This is a genomic window from Methanocaldococcus sp., from assembly GCF_024490875.1.
GTDB lineage: Archaea > AGJL01 > Methanococci > Methanococcales > Methanocaldococcaceae > Methanocaldococcus.
Genome location: NZ_JACCLX010000042.1, coordinates 35,209 through 53,051, shown reverse-complemented (window position 1 = coordinate 53,051; position 17,843 = coordinate 35,209). Strand labels below are relative to the sequence as shown.

Annotated in this window: 17 protein-coding genes; 5 read left to right on the top strand and 12 right to left on the bottom strand. The window is 28.7% G+C overall.

Going from position 1 to position 17,843, the window contains the following annotated elements; all coding sequences use genetic code 11:
- Positions 1 to 343: 343 nt before the first annotated feature.
- Positions 344 to 1,576 (bottom strand): phosphoadenosine phosphosulfate reductase domain-containing protein, encoded by a 1,233-nt coding sequence (locus HZY31_RS07810; protein WP_297318848.1) that lies wholly within the window; start codon positions 1,574 to 1,576, stop codon positions 344 to 346.
- Positions 1,577 to 1,647: 71 nt separating this feature from the next.
- Here HZY31_RS07810 and HZY31_RS07805 point away from each other — a divergent pair, with 71 nt between their 5' ends.
- Positions 1,648 to 2,508 carry a zinc metalloprotease HtpX gene (locus HZY31_RS07805; protein WP_297318847.1) on the top strand — a complete coding sequence of 287 codons (861 nt, stop codon included), beginning with the start codon at positions 1,648 to 1,650 and terminating at the stop codon, positions 2,506 to 2,508.
- A 21-nt stretch (positions 2,509 to 2,529) separates the two neighbouring features.
- Positions 2,530 to 3,672, top strand: coding sequence for a methanogenesis marker 16 metalloprotein (locus tag HZY31_RS07800; protein WP_297318846.1), 1,143 nt, complete (start codon positions 2,530 to 2,532; stop codon positions 3,670 to 3,672).
- Positions 3,673 to 3,682: 10 nt separating this feature from the next.
- On the opposite strand, the gene pscS is transcribed toward HZY31_RS07800, so the two are convergent.
- From pscS to truA, 5 genes are all read right to left on the bottom strand, one after another.
- Positions 3,683 to 4,831 (bottom strand): O-phospho-L-seryl-tRNA:Cys-tRNA synthase, encoded by a 1,149-nt coding sequence (gene pscS / locus HZY31_RS07795; RefSeq protein WP_297318850.1) that lies wholly within the window; start codon positions 4,829 to 4,831, stop codon positions 3,683 to 3,685.
- Positions 4,832 to 4,868: 37 nt separating this feature from the next.
- A complete protein-coding gene (locus HZY31_RS07790) occupies positions 4,869 to 5,486 on the bottom strand; it encodes an NAAT family transporter (RefSeq protein WP_297318845.1) in 618 nt (205 codons plus the stop codon).
- 10 nt (positions 5,487 to 5,496) lie between these two features.
- The gene (locus HZY31_RS07785; protein ID WP_297318844.1) at positions 5,497 to 6,213 is read right to left on the bottom strand and encodes a hypothetical protein; all 717 of its coding nucleotides are present in this window, start codon (positions 6,211 to 6,213) and stop codon (positions 5,497 to 5,499) included.
- A gap of 36 nt (positions 6,214 to 6,249) precedes the next feature.
- On the bottom strand, positions 6,250 to 7,299 hold the full coding sequence (locus tag HZY31_RS07780) for an ATP-binding protein (RefSeq protein ID WP_297318843.1): 1,050 nt from the start codon (positions 7,297 to 7,299) through the stop codon (positions 6,250 to 6,252).
- 165 nt (positions 7,300 to 7,464) lie between these two features.
- Complete coding sequence (truA, locus tag HZY31_RS07775) at positions 7,465 to 8,238, bottom strand: tRNA pseudouridine(38-40) synthase TruA (RefSeq protein WP_297318842.1); 774 nt, start codon at positions 8,236 to 8,238, stop codon at positions 7,465 to 7,467.
- A 138-nt stretch (positions 8,239 to 8,376) separates the two neighbouring features.
- Between truA and HZY31_RS07770 the strand changes: the two genes are divergently transcribed.
- Positions 8,377 to 9,753, top strand: a complete 1,377-nt coding sequence (locus HZY31_RS07770; RefSeq protein ID WP_297318841.1) for a PFL family protein — start codon at positions 8,377 to 8,379, stop codon at positions 9,751 to 9,753.
- On the opposite strand, the gene HZY31_RS07765 is transcribed toward HZY31_RS07770, so the two are convergent.
- Both HZY31_RS07765 and HZY31_RS07760 read right to left on the bottom strand, forming a co-directional pair.
- A complete protein-coding gene (locus HZY31_RS07765; RefSeq protein ID WP_297318840.1) occupies positions 9,739 to 10,047 on the bottom strand; it encodes a hypothetical protein in 309 nt (102 codons plus the stop codon). The genes HZY31_RS07770 and HZY31_RS07765 overlap by 15 nt on opposite strands.
- A gap of 94 nt (positions 10,048 to 10,141) precedes the next feature.
- The gene (locus HZY31_RS07760) at positions 10,142 to 11,446 is read right to left on the bottom strand and encodes a hypothetical protein (protein WP_297318839.1); all 1,305 of its coding nucleotides are present in this window, start codon (positions 11,444 to 11,446) and stop codon (positions 10,142 to 10,144) included.
- Positions 11,447 to 11,540: 94 nt separating this feature from the next.
- Here HZY31_RS07760 and hisC point away from each other — a divergent pair, with 94 nt between their 5' ends.
- Positions 11,541 to 12,653, top strand: coding sequence for a histidinol-phosphate transaminase (gene hisC, locus HZY31_RS07755; protein WP_297318849.1), 1,113 nt, complete (start codon positions 11,541 to 11,543; stop codon positions 12,651 to 12,653).
- Here the strand turns inward: hisC and HZY31_RS07750 are convergent.
- From HZY31_RS07750 to HZY31_RS07740, 3 genes are all read right to left on the bottom strand, one after another.
- On the bottom strand, positions 12,650 to 13,807 hold the full coding sequence (locus HZY31_RS07750) for a pyridoxal-phosphate-dependent aminotransferase family protein (protein WP_297318838.1): 1,158 nt from the start codon (positions 13,805 to 13,807) through the stop codon (positions 12,650 to 12,652). The genes hisC and HZY31_RS07750 overlap by 4 nt on opposite strands.
- A gap of 59 nt (positions 13,808 to 13,866) precedes the next feature.
- Positions 13,867 to 14,523, bottom strand: coding sequence for a fructose-6-phosphate aldolase (gene fsa, locus HZY31_RS07745; protein WP_297318837.1), 657 nt, complete (start codon positions 14,521 to 14,523; stop codon positions 13,867 to 13,869).
- Positions 14,524 to 14,597: 74 nt separating this feature from the next.
- Positions 14,598 to 15,488, bottom strand: a complete 891-nt coding sequence (locus HZY31_RS07740) for a CBS domain-containing protein (protein WP_297318836.1) — start codon at positions 15,486 to 15,488, stop codon at positions 14,598 to 14,600.
- Between the two features lie 150 nt (positions 15,489 to 15,638).
- Here HZY31_RS07740 and HZY31_RS07735 point away from each other — a divergent pair, with 150 nt between their 5' ends.
- Positions 15,639 to 16,496 carry a class I SAM-dependent methyltransferase gene (locus HZY31_RS07735; protein WP_297318835.1) on the top strand — a complete coding sequence of 286 codons (858 nt, stop codon included), beginning with the start codon at positions 15,639 to 15,641 and terminating at the stop codon, positions 16,494 to 16,496.
- A gap of 15 nt (positions 16,497 to 16,511) precedes the next feature.
- Here the strand turns inward: HZY31_RS07735 and rbcL are convergent, their stop codons facing one another.
- Complete coding sequence (rbcL, locus tag HZY31_RS07730; protein WP_297318834.1) at positions 16,512 to 17,789, bottom strand: type III ribulose-bisphosphate carboxylase; 1,278 nt, start codon at positions 17,787 to 17,789, stop codon at positions 16,512 to 16,514.
- Positions 17,790 to 17,843: the final 54 nt, after the last annotated feature.

Below are 17,843 nucleotides of genomic sequence, written 5' to 3'. Positions count from 1 at the left end.
GAAAATTGAAGATAAAAACAATTAAATAAAATCTCCAAAAAATCTCAATAATTTAATAAAATTAAATATTCAAATTAATCAAAACAGGTGACCCTTCGAAATTTGATAAAAATTTTTAAAATTAAAAAATAATAAATTAAAACCCTCTAAATCAAAAAATAAAAATTTTTAGCGAGGGAAGATTAATTGTAAATTTAACGAGTAATACTGACTCCCGAGAAAATCTTGATTTGAATATTACTAAATCATATAAATATCGAAAAAATATTATAATAATATGAAAAATATTAAAATTGTAATATTATTATAATAAAAAATAGAAAATTTTTATTATAAAATATTATCAAGTCCCGAGGTATTGTAATAATTTTTTTAATTCCTTCATTTTTGGAGGAAGTTTTTTCCATCTCCAAAATCCTCTTAATATTTCATCTTCACTGTATCCAAATCTTTTTAAAACTTCCACCCATTTATTGAACAATTCAGGATACAACTCTTTTACTCTCAAAAACTCACTGTTTAAAGCAGATGGACACATAAAACAGCCAATTCTTTCAAAACCTTTGTCATAGAGTTCATTATACATTACATCATTTAAATATATCCAACTCCATACATCGGTTCCTTTCCAGTCCAATATTGGGAAGATATTTATCTGATTCTCTATAAAACTACTTTTTCTTTCATACTCTAATTTACTCCTTGTAAAACTCTCATACTTCCTTGAACCGTCAATTGTATATACTTTTTTATACTTCTTTAAATATTCCTTCAACGGCTCTAACTTGCAAATACTGTTACACCATCTATAATCTTTTGTTGGAATGCCAAATTTTCCTAAGTATTCCCAAAAATCTTTACCCCTTAAAATAACTAAATTTATATCATATTCTTTAGCAAATTTTTTAACAAATTTAATAGTTTCTTTAAATTCTAAACCAGTATCTATAAATATCACTTCTAAATCGTCTATAACTTTATTTGCCAATAATGTAGAAACAGATGAATCTTTTCCTCCACTAAATGAAGCATTTATTACATATCCTTTATCTTTACATTTTTTGTAATATTTTTCTATTATATTTAGAGATTTTTTCTCTAATTTTTTAATTCTGTCATAATTCTTCCTCAAATATTCCTCAATCTTTTCAAATTTAATCTCTTTTTTTAAAGTTAAGTCTTTAATCTTTATAGTTTCTCCTTTTTTAATTCCAACACCAACATAGTTTCCTATTTCTACGCCAACATACTCATTCTCGTTAATATCTTTAAGTTCTTCTGGATTTACAATTAAATTTATAGGAACTTTTTTACCTTTCAATTTTCTTTTTGTAGGTTTTAGTTTAATCTTTGGCTCTTCTATTAGATAATAAGATGCATAAGGGTGGAACTTCCAATCCAAATCAATTAAATCGAACTCTAAAATACCTATACACTCTCCACCAATAAAAACTTTTTTTCTATAATCCAAACCTCCAATTTTTTTAAGTATTATTGCTAAATCATAGTTAAAATTTTTATTCAATAGTTTGTTTAAAATGTCTATTTCAAACTTAGAGGTAAATTTATCATCCATTTATATCACCAAAATATTTAAATTTAAGGAATATTATTTTACTATATAAAATAAAAAATAATGTGATCGGTATGTTAATAAATGAGATAAAAACATATTTATTGATGGCACTTCTCATAGGTTTAATTTACGCAATATGTCTTATGTTACATATACATCCAATATTTGCTATACTCATCGCTTTGATTCCTAACATTATTGCATACTATTATAGTGATAAATTTGTGTTAATGAGTTACAATGCGAGAATTTTAGATGAGCACGAGATGCCTTGGCTACATCAGATGGTTGAAAGAGTGGCGAGAAAGGCAGGATTACCTAAACCAAAAGTTGCTATTGTTCCTACAATGACTCCCAATGCATTTGCTACTGGTAGAAATCCAAAAAATGCAGTTGTTGCTGTTACTGAAGGAATTTTACAACTATTGTCTCCAGAAGAACTGGAAGGTGTTATTGGACACGAAATAGCACATATTAAACATAGAGATATTTTAATATCTACCATAGTGGCTACATTGGCTGGGGCTATCATATATATTGCAGAGTGGATGCTATACTGGGGTGGTTTATTCTTCGCATCAGAGAGTGAAGATACCAATCCATTAGAATTTATTGGACTAATTTTATTGTTGATATTAGCACCAATTGCGGCAACATTAATACAGTTTGCAATTTCGAGACAGAGAGAGTTTTACGCTGATGAAGAAGGGGCTAAATTGACTCATCCTTTATGGTTGGCTAATGCATTATCTAAGTTGGAAGAAGGAGTTCAGAAGTATCCATTAGAAAAGGGAAATCCAGCAACTTCTCACTTATTTATTGTAAATCCATTTAGATCAGATTTTATAATGAAACTATTCTCAACTCATCCTCCAACTGAGGAGAGAATCAGAAGATTGATAGAATTGAGTAAAAAACTTCATAAATATTAACAAATAAAAAAAGGTGGCAGTTTGGAAAATTATTTAAGGGTTATAACTGTAAATGAATTAAAAAAATACATTAGAAATAATGAGGAGGATAAAATAGATGAGGTAGATATAGTTACAACTGCAACTTGTGGAATAATGTCAGGAACTATGGGAGTTTTTCACATCCCTTTTAATGAGATTTTTAAAAAAGCAGATGAAATATATTTAAATGATATTAAAGGCCTTGTAGGAGTTTGCCCTAATGAATACTTAGGAAAAGTTGATGCAATATTTTATGGAGAAGTTGGATTTTTATTTAAAGATTTGGTTAAAGGTAAGGTTGTAGAGGCAAAAGCAGTATGTGGTAATAAAACTTATAAAAATGAGGTAACTATTGAAGATTTACCAACAGCAAAAATGATTGGAACGAGAATGGCTTTTAAAAATTACACTGCAATAACAAATTTGTCTGATGAAGAAGTTAATACTATATTTCATAGATTACCATTAAAAAAAGGAGAATCTTCATTTTCTGGATGTGGTATGTATAACCCATTGGAAAATATGATTATTAAAGACGAAAAAGATATTATTGGAAAAAAGGCACTATTAAATGGTGCTGAGAGTATAATATTAGGTTTTGGAACAAGAAGTTCAATAAAAAAACCTAATTTGATGTTATCAGCCAATATGAAAGAAATGAATCCTTACTATTTAGGAGGTTTCTTAACTTCTTCTGGAATTGAAATATATAATACAGTAGCCATTCCAGTTAAAGTTGATGAACATAAAGAGAGTTTAAAAAAGTTAGATAAAGATATAGCTTTACCATTAGTTAATATATTTGGTAGAGAAATTATAGATGTTGGAAACTATGCAGAAGTTTGGGAAAATGTAGATTTAAGACCAAAAATATACCCAGATAGATGTAAAGAGTGTAAAGAATGTTTAGCTGAAAAGTATTGTCCTACCTTTGCAATAAAAAGAGAGAATGGAAAGATAATGATAACTGAGGATTGCTTTGGATGTGGTATTTGTAATATCTGCCCTTATGGAGTATTTAAAACAAAACTTGGCTCTATATGTGGAATTCCTATAACTTGCAGGCAGTCAGATAGAAAAAGAGCCTTAAAATTAGCAAAAGAACTAAAAAAGAAAATTGAAAATGGAGAGTTTAAAATTTAAAAATTAAATATTATTTATTATATTTCTCAATAATTTCTTTTATTGAATTTACTACATATTCTACTTGTTCCCATTCTAAGCCATAAACACTCATCTTTATCTCCTTTGTAACTCCTGCCCTTATTCCACCAATACCCCTCTTCTTTAATTCATCGTAAAAGAAAAATCCTCTTCTTTTATCTTTTTTTGCAATTTTATCCAATATTGGTGTCTCAAATTTAATTAAATCGTGTTCCTTTGGTTTTATTCCTAATTGCTTAAAACCTACTTTTTCTAATTCATCTACAACATACCTCGTTTTTTTAATCTCTTCATCCCACTTTTTAACTCTCTCTACAACATAAGGAAAACTTGACATTAAAGTTAATATTGGCAATCCTCTACTTGTACATCCGAGCATTTCAATTTCTTTGAGAGGATATCTTTCAGATGTTTTAGTAATTTTATCTGCAAATTCCTCATTAAATGCTAAAATACCACAGGGACCAGAGGCAGCCATACTCTTATGTCCAGAGGCTACAATAAAGTCAGCTTTAACCTCTTTTCCATTAACTGGCATTCTTCCAACTGTATATGCACAATTTAGCAGGAAAGGTATTCCTTTGTCTTTGGCTATTTTACCAACTTTTTTAGCATAGTTTAAGTTTCCATACTCTCCATCAACATGAGTTAATAATATTAATCCAACATTTTTTCCTTTATCTTCTAAGTTGTCTATAACCTCCTTATACCCTTCTAAGTTTATCTTATATGTAGGATACTCCTCTTCATAACCAACTTCTGCAACATTCAACCTTGCTCTTTCAGCAGAGACATAACTTGTATAGTGAGCATTCTTATCTAAAACTACATAGTCCCCTTCCTTACAAATTGCGTGCATAACTATAAATTTTCCCTCCCTCGCTCCATGTGTTGGCCTTGTATAATCCATATTTAAAAATTTAGATAAATCTTCTAAAAAGTCTTTTATTGGAGGGTTTGTTATCTCATCCAATCTTCCATAGCAAAAGTCACAAACACTATAACCATCCCAATACTCATAAACTGTTTTTTTAGATTCTTTTGGTAATATTCCTCCTCTCTGTATTGGATTTAAGTTTATTATCTCTCTGTTTAAATTTCTTCTAAAATTTTTGTATTTATCTAAGTTAATATCAATGTTCAAATTAATCACCTCATTTAAAAAAATTATAAATTTAGAATAATGCTCCTTTAATTCCACTAATTGCCATTTGAACCGCTATTGCCGTCAATATAAAACCCATCATTCTTGTTAGTATCTTAATCCCTAACTTCCCAATTCTATCTAATATTTTTTCAGAAGATAGTAATGTTACATAGGTTATTAAAATAGATACAAGTATTGCTAATATTACTAAAAATTTATCTCCAAAACTTGGAGCCTCTGCCATTGCTACCATACAGGCAGTTATTGATCCCGGTCCAGCTAATAGAGGAGTAGCTAAAGGCATTAATGCTATTTCGTCAATTTCATAAGCATCTTCAATCTCTTTTTTGTGCAATTTTGCCTCCTGCTTACCTCTAACCATGTCTAATGATATTAAAAGTAATAACAAACCTCCTGCTATTTTAAAGGCATTTAAGGATATGCCAAAAAATTTTAATATCCAATTACCAAAAAGTGCAAAAATTAACAATATTATTAAAGTATAAATAACTGTTTTTTTTGCTATTAAATTCCTCTCCTTCTTAGGATATGATTCTGTCAAAGCCATAAAAACTGGAACAGCACCAAACGGGTTTAAAATTGAAAATATTGATGTGAATGCTACTATAAAGTACTGTATGTCCATACTATCACATTTAAAATTTTACTCTTTTTTTAATTCCCTCGTATAGGTCAATTATATTTCCATTTAAAAATGCACTCATCGTATAGATAACGCCAGGGGGTAGAATATCAACCCCCTCCCCATTTTTTACAAAGTATAATTTATCAAAACTTAATAAACCCCCATATATTAATCCAGATATTTTACTTATCTCTTTAAGTTCATTAACTGTTATTATAACAACTGGGTCATCACTCTCTGAGCCAGTATAGCCAATTCCAGGAATTTCAACTGGTTCATTAGAGACAGAACAGCCAACATCATATCCAAACTTCTCCCCAATTTCCCTTACAAATAGAGCCATTTCATCTACAAAACTCTCTCCTCCATAAGTGTCAAAAGATACTATTATAGCATCTCCATACTCAGATATAGATTCAGCAACAGCGTAAGATAACCCTTCCCCTGCCTCGTCTTTTTCTTTTGAGATCCCATTTAAATCATCAAAGCCCTCGGCATATTTATTTAAAATTTCAAAGATTATTCTATTATTTTCCTCAATTAAATCTTCTGGAACGAACGATGTTATAACTATATCATCTCCGGTTATATTTGAGATACACGCCTTTATTCCCAATTTAGACAATCTTTCTTTAACCTCTCTATTAACTAACTCATTAATTTTAGGATTAGTTCTTACATCATTGTTAGATATATCTACTCCAATACTTATAATATATTTTTTCATTTTATCATCCTAATTTTTTTTATGACTTTTTCATGTTTATAAAACTCTCTTTATAGCGTTCCAGACTAAATAACTTTGAGGTTTTAAATTTCCATCAATTGGATTTAAGAATAAAATATTCTTTTTAATTAAAAACTCTCTAATTTTTTTAGGGATTTTCATATCCTCGATTATGTAATTTTCTTTAAATAAACTTAGATAATTAACAACTTCTTTATAAAATTCTTCATTATCCTCTTTTACATCTTCTAAAAAGTATTTCAATTTTGAAATTTCTTCTTTTAGCATAAAATTTAATATATCCTCTAAATCTTTGTATCTCATTTTATCAATAACTTTATAGATTGAAGCTGGCTTTCCTCCAACATAAGAATAGATTTTTTCTTTCTCTTCGTTAGAGAGATTTTTATTTAATATTTCTTTAGCTAAGAAGTCCATAAACTTTAAGGCAGTTTCTTTATCGAAATCATCTACTAATATATAATCTACTCTACCATCAAGCATAGCCTCATTATACACTTTTTCAATGAATAAACTATCAGAAGATGTGCAAAAAACATGACATAGGTGTTTATGTTTTGTTAAGGAAATGAAGTAATTAAATAGTTCATATATTAAAAATCCGTTGATTTTCATATCGCCAATTTTTTGTAATTCATCAAGAATTATAACGGGCTGTTTTCCTTGCTTTTTTAATTCTAACAAAATATTAGTAATATATTTAAAAACATTTTTAGTAGTTTTTTTATTTAATAATTCGTTTAAAGTATTTTTAGGCACTGGAATACCGCTAACTACTGGAATGTCTTTAATTATACTTTTAATAACTTCTAATGGTTTTTTATCCTCGCTATATTCATCAAATAATACTTCAATAAAATCTTTATATTTAGATAAGAATATTTCTCTTAAATCAAAGTAAAAAACTACATACTTATTTTTATCTAACCTATTGGATATTATTTCATTAATTAATGCTGTCTTACCACTATTAATAGGCCCAAAAATGAAATAAATAAAATTTGGCTCCCCTTCTAAGATCGATAGTATTTCATTAATTTCTTTTTCTCTGTTAAAAAATCTCACAATTTCACCTTTCAGGATAAAATTATAAAGCATATATGATGATTTTGGTTAGTTAAATTATATAAAGTATGGAAGCTATATTATTTATGCCCCGGGAAACCGCGGGAGATGAGCAACAGCCCGGCAAGCGATGATTCTCCTTTGCTCCCCCGGGGCACACTTAATTTAAAAATCTAATATTGTTTTAGATATACCCATTTTCATAACATACAATTTAAAGAATTCTTTCCAATACTCTTTAAACTTTTTTATTGAATAATTATCATAAATATAGTCAATATCAACCTTTGCCTCAACCAATATCAACCCATCCGGTAGAAATGTTGGAACTCCTTCTCTATAATTTTCATCTAACAATTTATCAATCCATTCAACTGGTTTTTTTCCTCTTCCTATTAAATCTAATGCTCCAACGATCTTTCTAACCATATTCCACAAAAAACTTTCTCCAATAATATCTATTGTTAAATAAAAATCATTCTCAGAGATTTTTATATCATAAATTGTCCTTATAGGACTTTTTTCTTTTGTTCTATCTCTTTTTGACAGATTGTGAAAGCTATGAGTTCCAATTAATTTTTTAGCTCCTTCTATAATTAAATCAACATCATAATCAATATTTGGAAGAATATAGCGGTAATGTCTATATTTAACTTTTGGAATTTCATTAATTTCTCTATAACCTAAAACCCAAATCCCCCTATTTTTCAACTTTGCATTTATATATGAGAGTATTGGCTCTTTTTTTAATTCTACAACAACAAAATTACCTAAGGCAGAAACTCCCTTATCAGTTCTACCTCCGCTATAAATTATCTTCCTTTTATATAAAAAGCCAGTTTCTTCTAAGGTATCTAATAAAATATCACAAACAGTTTCTTTATGATGTTGTTGCTGAAAACTATATCTTCCATCATAGGCAATTTTTAGTATATACATTATTTTCACCTAGTGAGGTATCCGTTTTAAATCTTTACTAAGAGGTTAAAATATTTTTTATCTACATATAATTATTTTAAATAAGTTAAATTATAATTATTTCATAAAATTGAAAATAAAGAACTAAATGTGATAGTTATGTTTAGACCAGAGGAAATAATTGAAACTATAAAAATGATAAGAATGGAAAACTTAGATGTAAGGACAGTTACATTGGGTATAAGTTTGAGAGACTGTGTATCAAAAGATTTAGATGAATTAAAAGAAAATATCTATAATAAAATTACAACTTCTGCTGAGAATTTGGTAGAAATAGCCAATAAAGTATCTGAGAAGTATGGAATTCCTATAGTAAATAAAAGAATAGCAGTTACACCAATATCTTTAATTATTGGTGGAGCAATTAAAGATTTGGACAATGAGGAGAAAATAAAAGCCTGTGTAGAAGTCGGTGAAATCTTAGACAAGGCGGCAAAGAAAGTTAAAGTAGATTTCTTAGGAGGCTATTCTTCCTTAGTTCATAAAGATGCCACTAAGGAAGATATTGTATTAATCAATTCAATTCCATTTATGATGGAAAAAACTAAAAGAGTTTGCTCTTCAGTAAATGTTGCTTCAACTAAAACTGGAATTAATATGGATGTTGTAAAAATTATGGGAGAAATTATTAAAGAGACAGCATTTAGAACAAAAAATGGAATTGGTTGTGCTAAGTTGGTAGTGTTTGCCAACGCTCCGGAGGACAATCCATTTATGGCTGGTGCTTTTCATGGTGTTGGAGAGGGAGATTTAGTTATAAATGTCGGTGTCTCTGGTCCAGGAGTTGTTAGGTCAGTGGTAGAAAAACTTCCAGATGCCGACTTTGGAACATTGGCAAATGAAATTAAAAAAGTGGCATTTAAAATTACAAGAGTTGGAGAGTTAATTGGAAGGGAAGTTTCTAAGGAATTGGGGGTTAAATTTGGAGTTGTCGATTTATCCTTAGCCCCAACTCCTGCAAGAGGAGATAGTATAGCCAACATATTGGAGGCAATGGGTTTAGAGAAGTGTGGAACTCATGGTTCAACGGCGGCTTTGGCTTTATTAAATGATGCTGTTAAGAAAGGAGGATCTATGGCAGCTTCGTATGTAGGAGGGCTAAGTGGAGCATTTATTCCAGTGAGTGAAGATAGTGGAATGGTTGAGGCTGTTAAGGTAGGAGCATTAAGTTTAGAGAAGTTAGAGGCTATGACATGCGTTTGTTCAGTTGGAATTGATATGGTGGCAATTCCTGGAGACACACCAACATCAACTATTTCAGCAATTATAGCAGATGAAATGGCTATTGGAGTTATAAATAATAAAACAACTGCTGTAAGAATAATTCCAGTTCCAGGAAAAAAGGAAGGGGATATTGTAGATTATGGTGGCTTATTAGGAAAAGCTCCAATTATGAAAATTAGTAAATTTTCTTCTGAGAAGTTTATTAAAAGAGGAGGTAGAATTCCTGCACCATTACAATCATTGACTAATTAATTTTTTAACTAAAATATGTTTTTTGAGAATGTAATCAGATATAAATATAACAATACCACCAACAATCAAAATAACTATAAATTTATTTAAAATATATTCATAAATAATGATTCCCACTAAAATTCCTTCAACAATTATTAGTATCAATTTTTCTTTGTTACCTAAAATCTTATCCATGTATGTAAGTGATTGGATAAAATTTATTTTTCTATTTTTTAATATAATGTAATTGACTATCCAAGGAAGTAATAGAGCATATATCAATATAAGAATAATCATATCTAAGGAGTTCATTCTATCACCAAATAAATAAAATACCAAAAATTAAAAAATAAGATATATTTTTGTTACTTGTATGCATAAATATCTCTCCAAAAAAATAATATTATCATCTAATAACCTCTATATGTCCATTATTCCATTTAACTTTCATTATACTTTCATCATTATATTTTGTTAAGAATGCTAATATTGCCGCTTTTGTACCGTATCTATTTGAACCTGCTAAAATATAGATATTATAATTTTTGTTATAAGGATTTTTTATTTTTTGAATTATTCCAATATTATTTCCTGGATAATTATTAGTTATATTTACTAATAACAAAGATTTACTTTCAAGATATTTAACAAATTTATTTACCTTTGGACCTCCAACAAGTATTATATCTTTGTTTATATTCAAAATATTATTTGTATCAAGCATACTTAATGTATTAATATAAACTTTTTCATTATTTTTAATTTTATGCCCTTTATAGTATAATTGAGTAGAACCATTTACTTTAATTGTATAAAATCCTTCTCCAATATAAACTATATCTTTATCTTTAATATTTAGAGTTTTACAGTATCTTTTAATCACTTTAAATAGAACATAATTTTTATAAATCATTTCTGGAATTATTTTATAATTAAATATACATATATTTTTAGATAAATTATTTGGATACTTATATTTAAGGACTAATTTGTTAGAATCTATATCTTCTACGACAAAACTATTATTTAAAGGAAAATCTTTATCTTTTTCAATTTTTATTATATTAACTATATCAAACACATATTTTTTATTTGAATAATTTTTATATAATATTCCTAAATTTTCATTCTTTAAGTAATACCATACTCCTTTAACTAACTTAGGTGATTCTAATAAAGTTCCATTTTTATATATATTAATATATAATGTATTGTAGTTAAGAGATACCATTTTTAAAATGATTTTATATCCGTTATACTCAAAACTTCCATTTGTAATTATTTCTTTTTCACTATTTTTTTCTTTTAGTGTTATATATTTTGGAGATACATTTTCTACAATATAGTTTTTATTAAAGAAATTTATTTCCTTGCCTTTTTCAAAATTATTATAATACTTATAAGTAATATCATTGTATTTAATTTCCTTATTATTCTTTGTAAATTTTATAATAAGCTCTCTATCATTCTCTTTTATTATAAGAGTGTTCTTTGCTGGAATATACTCTATATCTTTAATTTTAAGTGTTATGTTATTACCACTAACATTTATAGTTCTTGAAGAGTAAAAATTATCTAACAAAATTTTAGCATTTTGATAATCTACTGTACTTTTATTTACAAATATTAATGGCTCCGTTGGTAATGAATAGGTTAAACTTAAAATAAAAAAAATTAGCAAAGTATTTATAAATATATTTAAGGTTTTCAATATACTCACCTCTTTAATTTTTATAAAATAAATTAATAAATGGATATTCCATATCTGATTAAAAATATTTTTGGCTATAAATTTTAGGTGATATATTATGATAGAAAACAAAGTGAGAGATGTTGTTAAAAACTTAAAACCCTATGTTCCTGGAAAATCTAAGGAGGAAATAGCAAGAGATTATGGAATAAAACCAGAAGATATTATAAAACTTGGCTCTAATGAAAACCCTTGGAGAGCATCACCAAAAATAAAAGAAGAAATATTAAAAGAGATTCCTAAGATTCATCAATATCCAGAGCCAGTTAATCCTATTTTAATGGAAGAGTTAAGCAAATTTTTGAATGTTGGTAAAGATAATATTATTGTTGGTGGTGATGGAGCTGATGAGATTATAGATACGATATTTAGAACTTTTGTTGATGATGGAGATGAAGTAATAATTCCAATTCCAACATTTACCCAATATAGAGTTTCAGCAACAATTCACAACGCTAAAATAAAATATGCAAAGTATGATAAAGAGAAGGACTTTAAATTGGATGTAGATAGCGTTCTCAATAATATAACAGATAAAACAAAGGTTATTTTTTTATGCACTCCAAACAATCCAACGGGAAATATAATAGATAATAGAGATATAGAGAAGATTATTAATGAGACAGATGCTTTGGTTGTTATAGACCACGCATATATTGAGTATGCCAAAAAAGAGTATGACTGGACTCAAAAAGCCCCTGAATATGATAATGTTATAGTTTTAAGAACTTTTTCAAAAGTTTTTGGTTTAGCTGGAATGAGAGTTGGTTATGGTGTAGGAAATAAAAAAATTATTAATTATATGATGAGGGTTAAGCCAATATTTAGTTTAACAAGATTAAGTCAAGTTTGTGCTATAACAGCATTAAGAGATAGGGAATTCTTTGAAAGATGTGTAAAAGATGGAATTAAAAGTAGGGAAATGCTATATAATGGTTTAAAGAAATTTAAAGACATCAAAGTTTATCCTTCTGAGGCAAATTATTTATTGGTTGAATTGAAAACAATGAAATCTAAGGAGTTTTGTGAAGAACTATTAAAAAGAGGAGTTATTGTTAGGGATTGTTCATCATTTGATGGTTTGGGAGATAACTATGTAAGAGTATCAATAGGGACTTTTGAAGAAATTAAAAAATTTTTAAAAATTTTAAAGGAAATTATAAATTAATTCTTTAATAAAACCTCTTTAGCAACTTCAACTCCACTCTCTTTAACTTCAAATCCAAGTTCTTTTAAAGCTAATTCTACACATGCTAAAGTTCCTAAAATTTCTTTCTCACCACAGATTCCCATGTGTCCAATTCTAAATATCTTTCCAGCCAAGTGTTTCTGTCCTCCTGCAACTACTATATTGTATTTTTCACTCAATATTTCTCTAAATTTCTTATCATCAATACCTTCTGGATATTTTGCTGATGTAACTGTAATTGATCTCGCTCTTTTTTTAGCAAATAACTCTATTCCCATAGCTTCTAATCCATCTCTTGTTGCCTTAGCCAATCTTTCATGTCTTTTAACTCTATTCTCAATCCCTTCCTCTAAAACTAAATCTAAGGCAACATTCATTGCATAGGTTAAATTAACAGATGGTGTATATGGAGTTTGTTTTTTTTCTTCATAGTATTTTTTATATGCTAATAAATCTAAATAAAATCCAACTTTTTCCTCATTTTTCTTGATAACTTCCCACGCCTTTTCACTAACAGTTATTGCCGCCATTCCAGGTGGAGCGGCTAAACATTTTTGTGATCCAGTGACACAAATATCAATGTGGAATTCATCAACATTTACATAATCTCCTCCTAATGATGAGATAGTATCAACGATGTATAAAGCATCGTAATCTTTAACAACCTTTCCAATCTCTTTTATTGGATTCCTTGCACCTGTTGAAGTTTCATTATGCACAACTGTAACTGCTTTAATGTCATCGTATTTATCTAAAATCTCTTTAACTGCTTCTGGCTCAGCCATATCTCCCCATTCTACATCTAACCTAATTGCCTCTCCTTTGTATGCTTTAACTATATTTGCAAATCTCTCTCCAAAGTTTCCAGTAACAATATTTAAAATCTTATCTCCTTTTTTAATTATATTTGATATAGCCATATCCATTGCCGCAGTTCCTGAACCTGTTATTAAAAATGTGTCATTTTCAGTAATAAACACTTTTTTTAATTTTTCTATAGTGTCTTTTAATAACATCCCATATTCTTTTGTTCTATGTCCAATTACTGGCATTGCCATTGCATTTAAAACCTCTGGAGGTACCATCGTAGGTCCAGGAATCATTAACAATTTTTTAGTTGCTTCCAATTTCATAATTTTCCACCTATATAATATATTGATAATTAAATTAAAAAATAAGAAAAATTGAATTTCTATTCATTTCTACTTTTTAAATAATTATCCCAATCTTTTAAGAATCTTTCTAATCCAATGTCAGTTAATGGGTGGTTAAATAGTTTATCCATAACTGATGGAGGAATTGTTGCTATATCAGCCCCTATTTTTGCCGCTTCTAATACATGCCATGGATGTCTAACTGAGGCAACAATAACTTCTGTTTTAATATTATAATTTTTATAGATTTTTACAACATCTTCAACTAATTTCATCCCTACATGTCCTATATCATCTAATCTTCCAACGAATGGAGATACATAGGTTGCTCCTGCCTTAGCCGCTAATAATGCCTGCAATGGTGAGAAAACTAAGGTTACATTTGTTTTTATTCCTTCATTTGATAATATTTTTACTGCTTTCATTCCATCTTTTGTCATTGGGATTTTTATAACTATATTATCAGATATTTTTGCTAATTCTCTTGCTTCTTTAACCATTCCCTCAGCATCTGTTGAGATAACCTCAGCACTTACAGGGCCATCAACAATTTCACAGATTTCTTTAATAACTTCATAAAAATCTCTTCCTTCTTTGGATACTAATGTTGGATTTGTTGTAACTCCATCAACTAAACCGAGCTCAGCATACTTTTTAATTTCTTTCACATTTGCCGTATCCAAGAAGAATTTCATAATTAATCCCTCTAATTTGTAATTTTTTTATAATCATTTTAATAAAATATAGGATAATCCTATATAATATTTATTTAACTATAAAAATTTTCAGGAAATTTTCCACTAATAATTTTCAATATATCTGTCCTTGTAATAATTCCAATGATTTTGTTATTTTCGTCTACGATAACCAACCTGCCCACATCATTTTTATTCATAATTTTCAAAGCGTCATATATTTTTTCATCTTTATTTATTGTTATAACATTTCTGTTCATAACTTTCTCTACTTTTTTATCTACATTGTCTATATTTTCAGCAATATCGTGCAAACTGATAATCCCTACTAATCTATCATTATCTACAACAGGAGCTCCACTAATGTTTTTTTCTGCAAATAACTTGGCTGTCTCTCTTAAAGTATTTTCAGGAGATACAGTATAAACCTCCTTAATTCCCACATCTCCAACTCTAATATTTGGGATACTTGAAACTCCCAATACATCAATTAATAAAATTCTATGAATATCGTCTCTTCCTATAATTCTACCATTTATTATTATTTTGTTATGGTATGTAGGACCAACCCTTATAATGTCTCCAATGTTGAAATGCTTTGTATCTCCTTCAATATATATCTTAGAGGAACAACATTTTTCATGGGTAACTGTATCAAATTCAATTTTTATTACTTTAACTCCTTCAACTTTTTTTCCTTCTTTGTATATTGGAACTATAATTTCTCCTTCTTCTCCCAAACCTAATGCTCTATATGCTTTACTTGTAGGAACATATCCCCCTTTTGGTCCGGGAACACCATCAACTAAATCTAATGCCCTTAACGCCTGCATTTGGTTTCTAATAGTTCCTGGATTTCTATTTAATCTGAGAGCTATTTCAGTTCCCTTAATTGGCCTATTTTTTTCTCTATAAAGATTTATAAGTTCCTGTAAAATCTCTCTTTGGATAACAGTTAGTTCCATATAAATCCCCTAAACTTTTCATGATTATAAATGATGATAAATCATTGACATATATGATAAATATTATGAAACTATATAAATATATAATTATCGATTTGATTTTAATTGAAATTTTATGATTATAATGAGAACAACTTTTTGGTGAAGATTATGAATTATTTAACATCAAAAATTGCTAAGGAAATTTTAAACTCAAAAGAAGATGAACTTTTTATAAATTTAGACTTAAATAAAACTGATAAAAAAGAAAAAATAATAATTGATAGAAAAAATGAAGTAGTTAAGTTTCCTGAGGGAAATATTAGTTTTGAAATTTTAAAGAAAATAGCTAAGGATGAAGGGCATATATACTTTATAAAAGATGGAAATGTCTTTAAAGCGGCAATTTCTAATAATGGCTATTATAAGTTAGTTCCTACAATACCTCCAACAATTGAAATAAATGGAATAAGAATGCACAGAACTAAGGAAGTTGATCCATATCAAGATACTTTAAATAAAATCAACTCTGTAAAAGTTAAAAAAGGAGAGAAGGTTTTAGACACCTGTATGGGTTTGGGTTATACGGCAATTGAAGCATATAAAAGAGGAGCAAAGGTTATAACGATAGAAAAAAATCCAAATGTTTTGGAGTTGGCTAAAATTAATCCATACAGTGAGGAGTTATTTAAAGGAGATATAAAGATAATATTAGGGGATGCCTTTGATGTTATAAAGACCTTTGATAATGAAGAGTTTGATGTAGTTATTCACGACCCTCCAAGATTTAGTTTAGCAGGACATCTATACAGTGAAGAATTTTACAAAGAAATTTTTAGAGTTTTAAAACCTGGAGGTAGATTGTTTCATTATGTAGGCAATCCAGGAAAAAAATATAGAGGAAAAGATTTACAAAAGGGAGTAATGGATAGATTGAGAAAAGTAGGTTTTATAAAAGTTAAAAGAGTTCCAGAGGCTTTGGGAGTTGTAGCTATAAAACCAAAAGAAAAAGAAACTGAAAAAATTTAAAAATATTAAAATATTCTATTTCCAATATTCCAATGCTTTTTTTAGTTCTGGAATCTCCTCAGCCTTCTCTTCCAATGGTTTATTTTCCATTACTGCCTCAATTGCCGCCCTCATTGCCTTAGCCCCTGCAACTGTTCCATCTGGATGTCCGTGAATTCCTCCCCCTGCCTGAATAATCAAATCTCTACCTAAAATTTCAACTATCTTAGGAACTAATCTTGGATGAACTCCACCAGAAGACACTGGAAACATTGGTTTTATATTTACCCAATCCTGATCAAAGAATATATTTTCATCATCTTTTTTAACTTCATTATAAATTATTTCGTCTCTTATTGCCTTAACTTCCTTTTCCCCTCCCTCCATTTTCCCAACAACTGTTCCTATATGTAGTTGATCAATTCCTAACAATCTATATATTTTAGCCAATACAAGCATTGAAATACCAAAATCCTTACTCCTTGTAATTGCCGCATGCATTGCCCTATGTCCGTGTATTATAAAGTTAAAGTCTTCCTCTCTAAATGACTGAACTGCTGAAAATCCAGTAACTACCACATCCACCATAACATACTCACTACCAGCATCTTCACAAATTTCAGCCCTTCTTATCATTTCTCTATATGGAGCAGTTATATTTGGCATATATGCCTTCCTTTCTCCAGTCTCTTCTTCTGCCTTATCTCTCATCTCTAAGGTTTTATAAACTCTATTTTCAAACTTATTAAATTCCTGAGAGGTTAAATTTTCATCATCTTTAACGAGATCAACTCCCCCAATCCATGCATCATAAGCTACTTTAGCGTGTTCCTCTGTCTTTAAACCAACCTTTGGCTTAACTATAGTTCCTAATAATGGTCTTTCTTTAATCTTTAAAGTTTCTCTAACTCCTTCAATTCCATACCTTGGCCCTTTATATTCTTTAACAAACTTCTTTGGAAATCTATAATCTAATATTCTTAAACCCTTAACAATTTTCATTCCAAATATATTTCCAGCGATTCCTGCTAAGACACCAGGCATGTTGTTTATTTCAAAATCATACAATGGATATGCAATTTTTATTAAACCAACTTTATAACCATTTTCTTCTTTTAATTCTTTAATTTCATATACATTTGGTTTTAATTTTTCATAAATTTCGCTTTTCATTGTTTGAACTTTAGTCCAAGTCCCAATAGAACTTTCTCCAGCAATTTCATTTGCTAATTTTTTTAGGTTATCTCCTTTAATTATCATACAAGATAACAAATCATCCTCTGTAGGAACATATTCTAAGTTTATATAATCCATTGCAATTCCCCCACATCAATTTTTAATTAATCACATAATTTTAAGTATCAGTTA

What these genes read in the sequence shown, in the direction of transcription:
- HZY31_RS07735 (WP_297318835.1), top strand. Translation starts at nt 15,639, where the DNA reads ATGAATTATTTAACATCAAAAATTGCTAAGGAAATTTTAAACTCAAAA.
- HZY31_RS07765 (WP_297318840.1), bottom strand. Translation starts at nt 10,047, where the DNA reads ATGAACTCCTTAGATATGATTATTCTTATATTGATATATGCTCTATTA.
- HZY31_RS07805 (WP_297318847.1), top strand. Translation starts at nt 1,648, where the DNA reads ATGTTAATAAATGAGATAAAAACATATTTATTGATGGCACTTCTCATA.
- HZY31_RS07785 (WP_297318844.1), bottom strand. Translation starts at nt 6,213, where the DNA reads ATGAAAAAATATATTATAAGTATTGGAGTAGATATATCTAACAATGAT.
- HZY31_RS07790 (WP_297318845.1), bottom strand. Translation starts at nt 5,486, where the DNA reads ATGGACATACAGTACTTTATAGTAGCATTCACATCAATATTTTCAATT.
- truA (WP_297318842.1), bottom strand. Translation starts at nt 8,238, where the DNA reads ATGTATATACTAAAAATTGCCTATGATGGAAGATATAGTTTTCAGCAA.
- HZY31_RS07770 (WP_297318841.1), top strand. Translation starts at nt 8,377, where the DNA reads ATGTTTAGACCAGAGGAAATAATTGAAACTATAAAAATGATAAGAATG.
- HZY31_RS07810 (WP_297318848.1), bottom strand. Translation starts at nt 1,576, where the DNA reads ATGGATGATAAATTTACCTCTAAGTTTGAAATAGACATTTTAAACAAA.
- rbcL (WP_297318834.1), bottom strand. Translation starts at nt 17,789, where the DNA reads ATGGATTATATAAACTTAGAATATGTTCCTACAGAGGATGATTTGTTA.
- fsa (WP_297318837.1), bottom strand. Translation starts at nt 14,523, where the DNA reads ATGAAATTCTTCTTGGATACGGCAAATGTGAAAGAAATTAAAAAGTAT.
- HZY31_RS07750 (WP_297318838.1), bottom strand. Translation starts at nt 13,807, where the DNA reads ATGAAATTGGAAGCAACTAAAAAATTGTTAATGATTCCTGGACCTACG.
- HZY31_RS07740 (WP_297318836.1), bottom strand. Translation starts at nt 15,488, where the DNA reads ATGGAACTAACTGTTATCCAAAGAGAGATTTTACAGGAACTTATAAAT.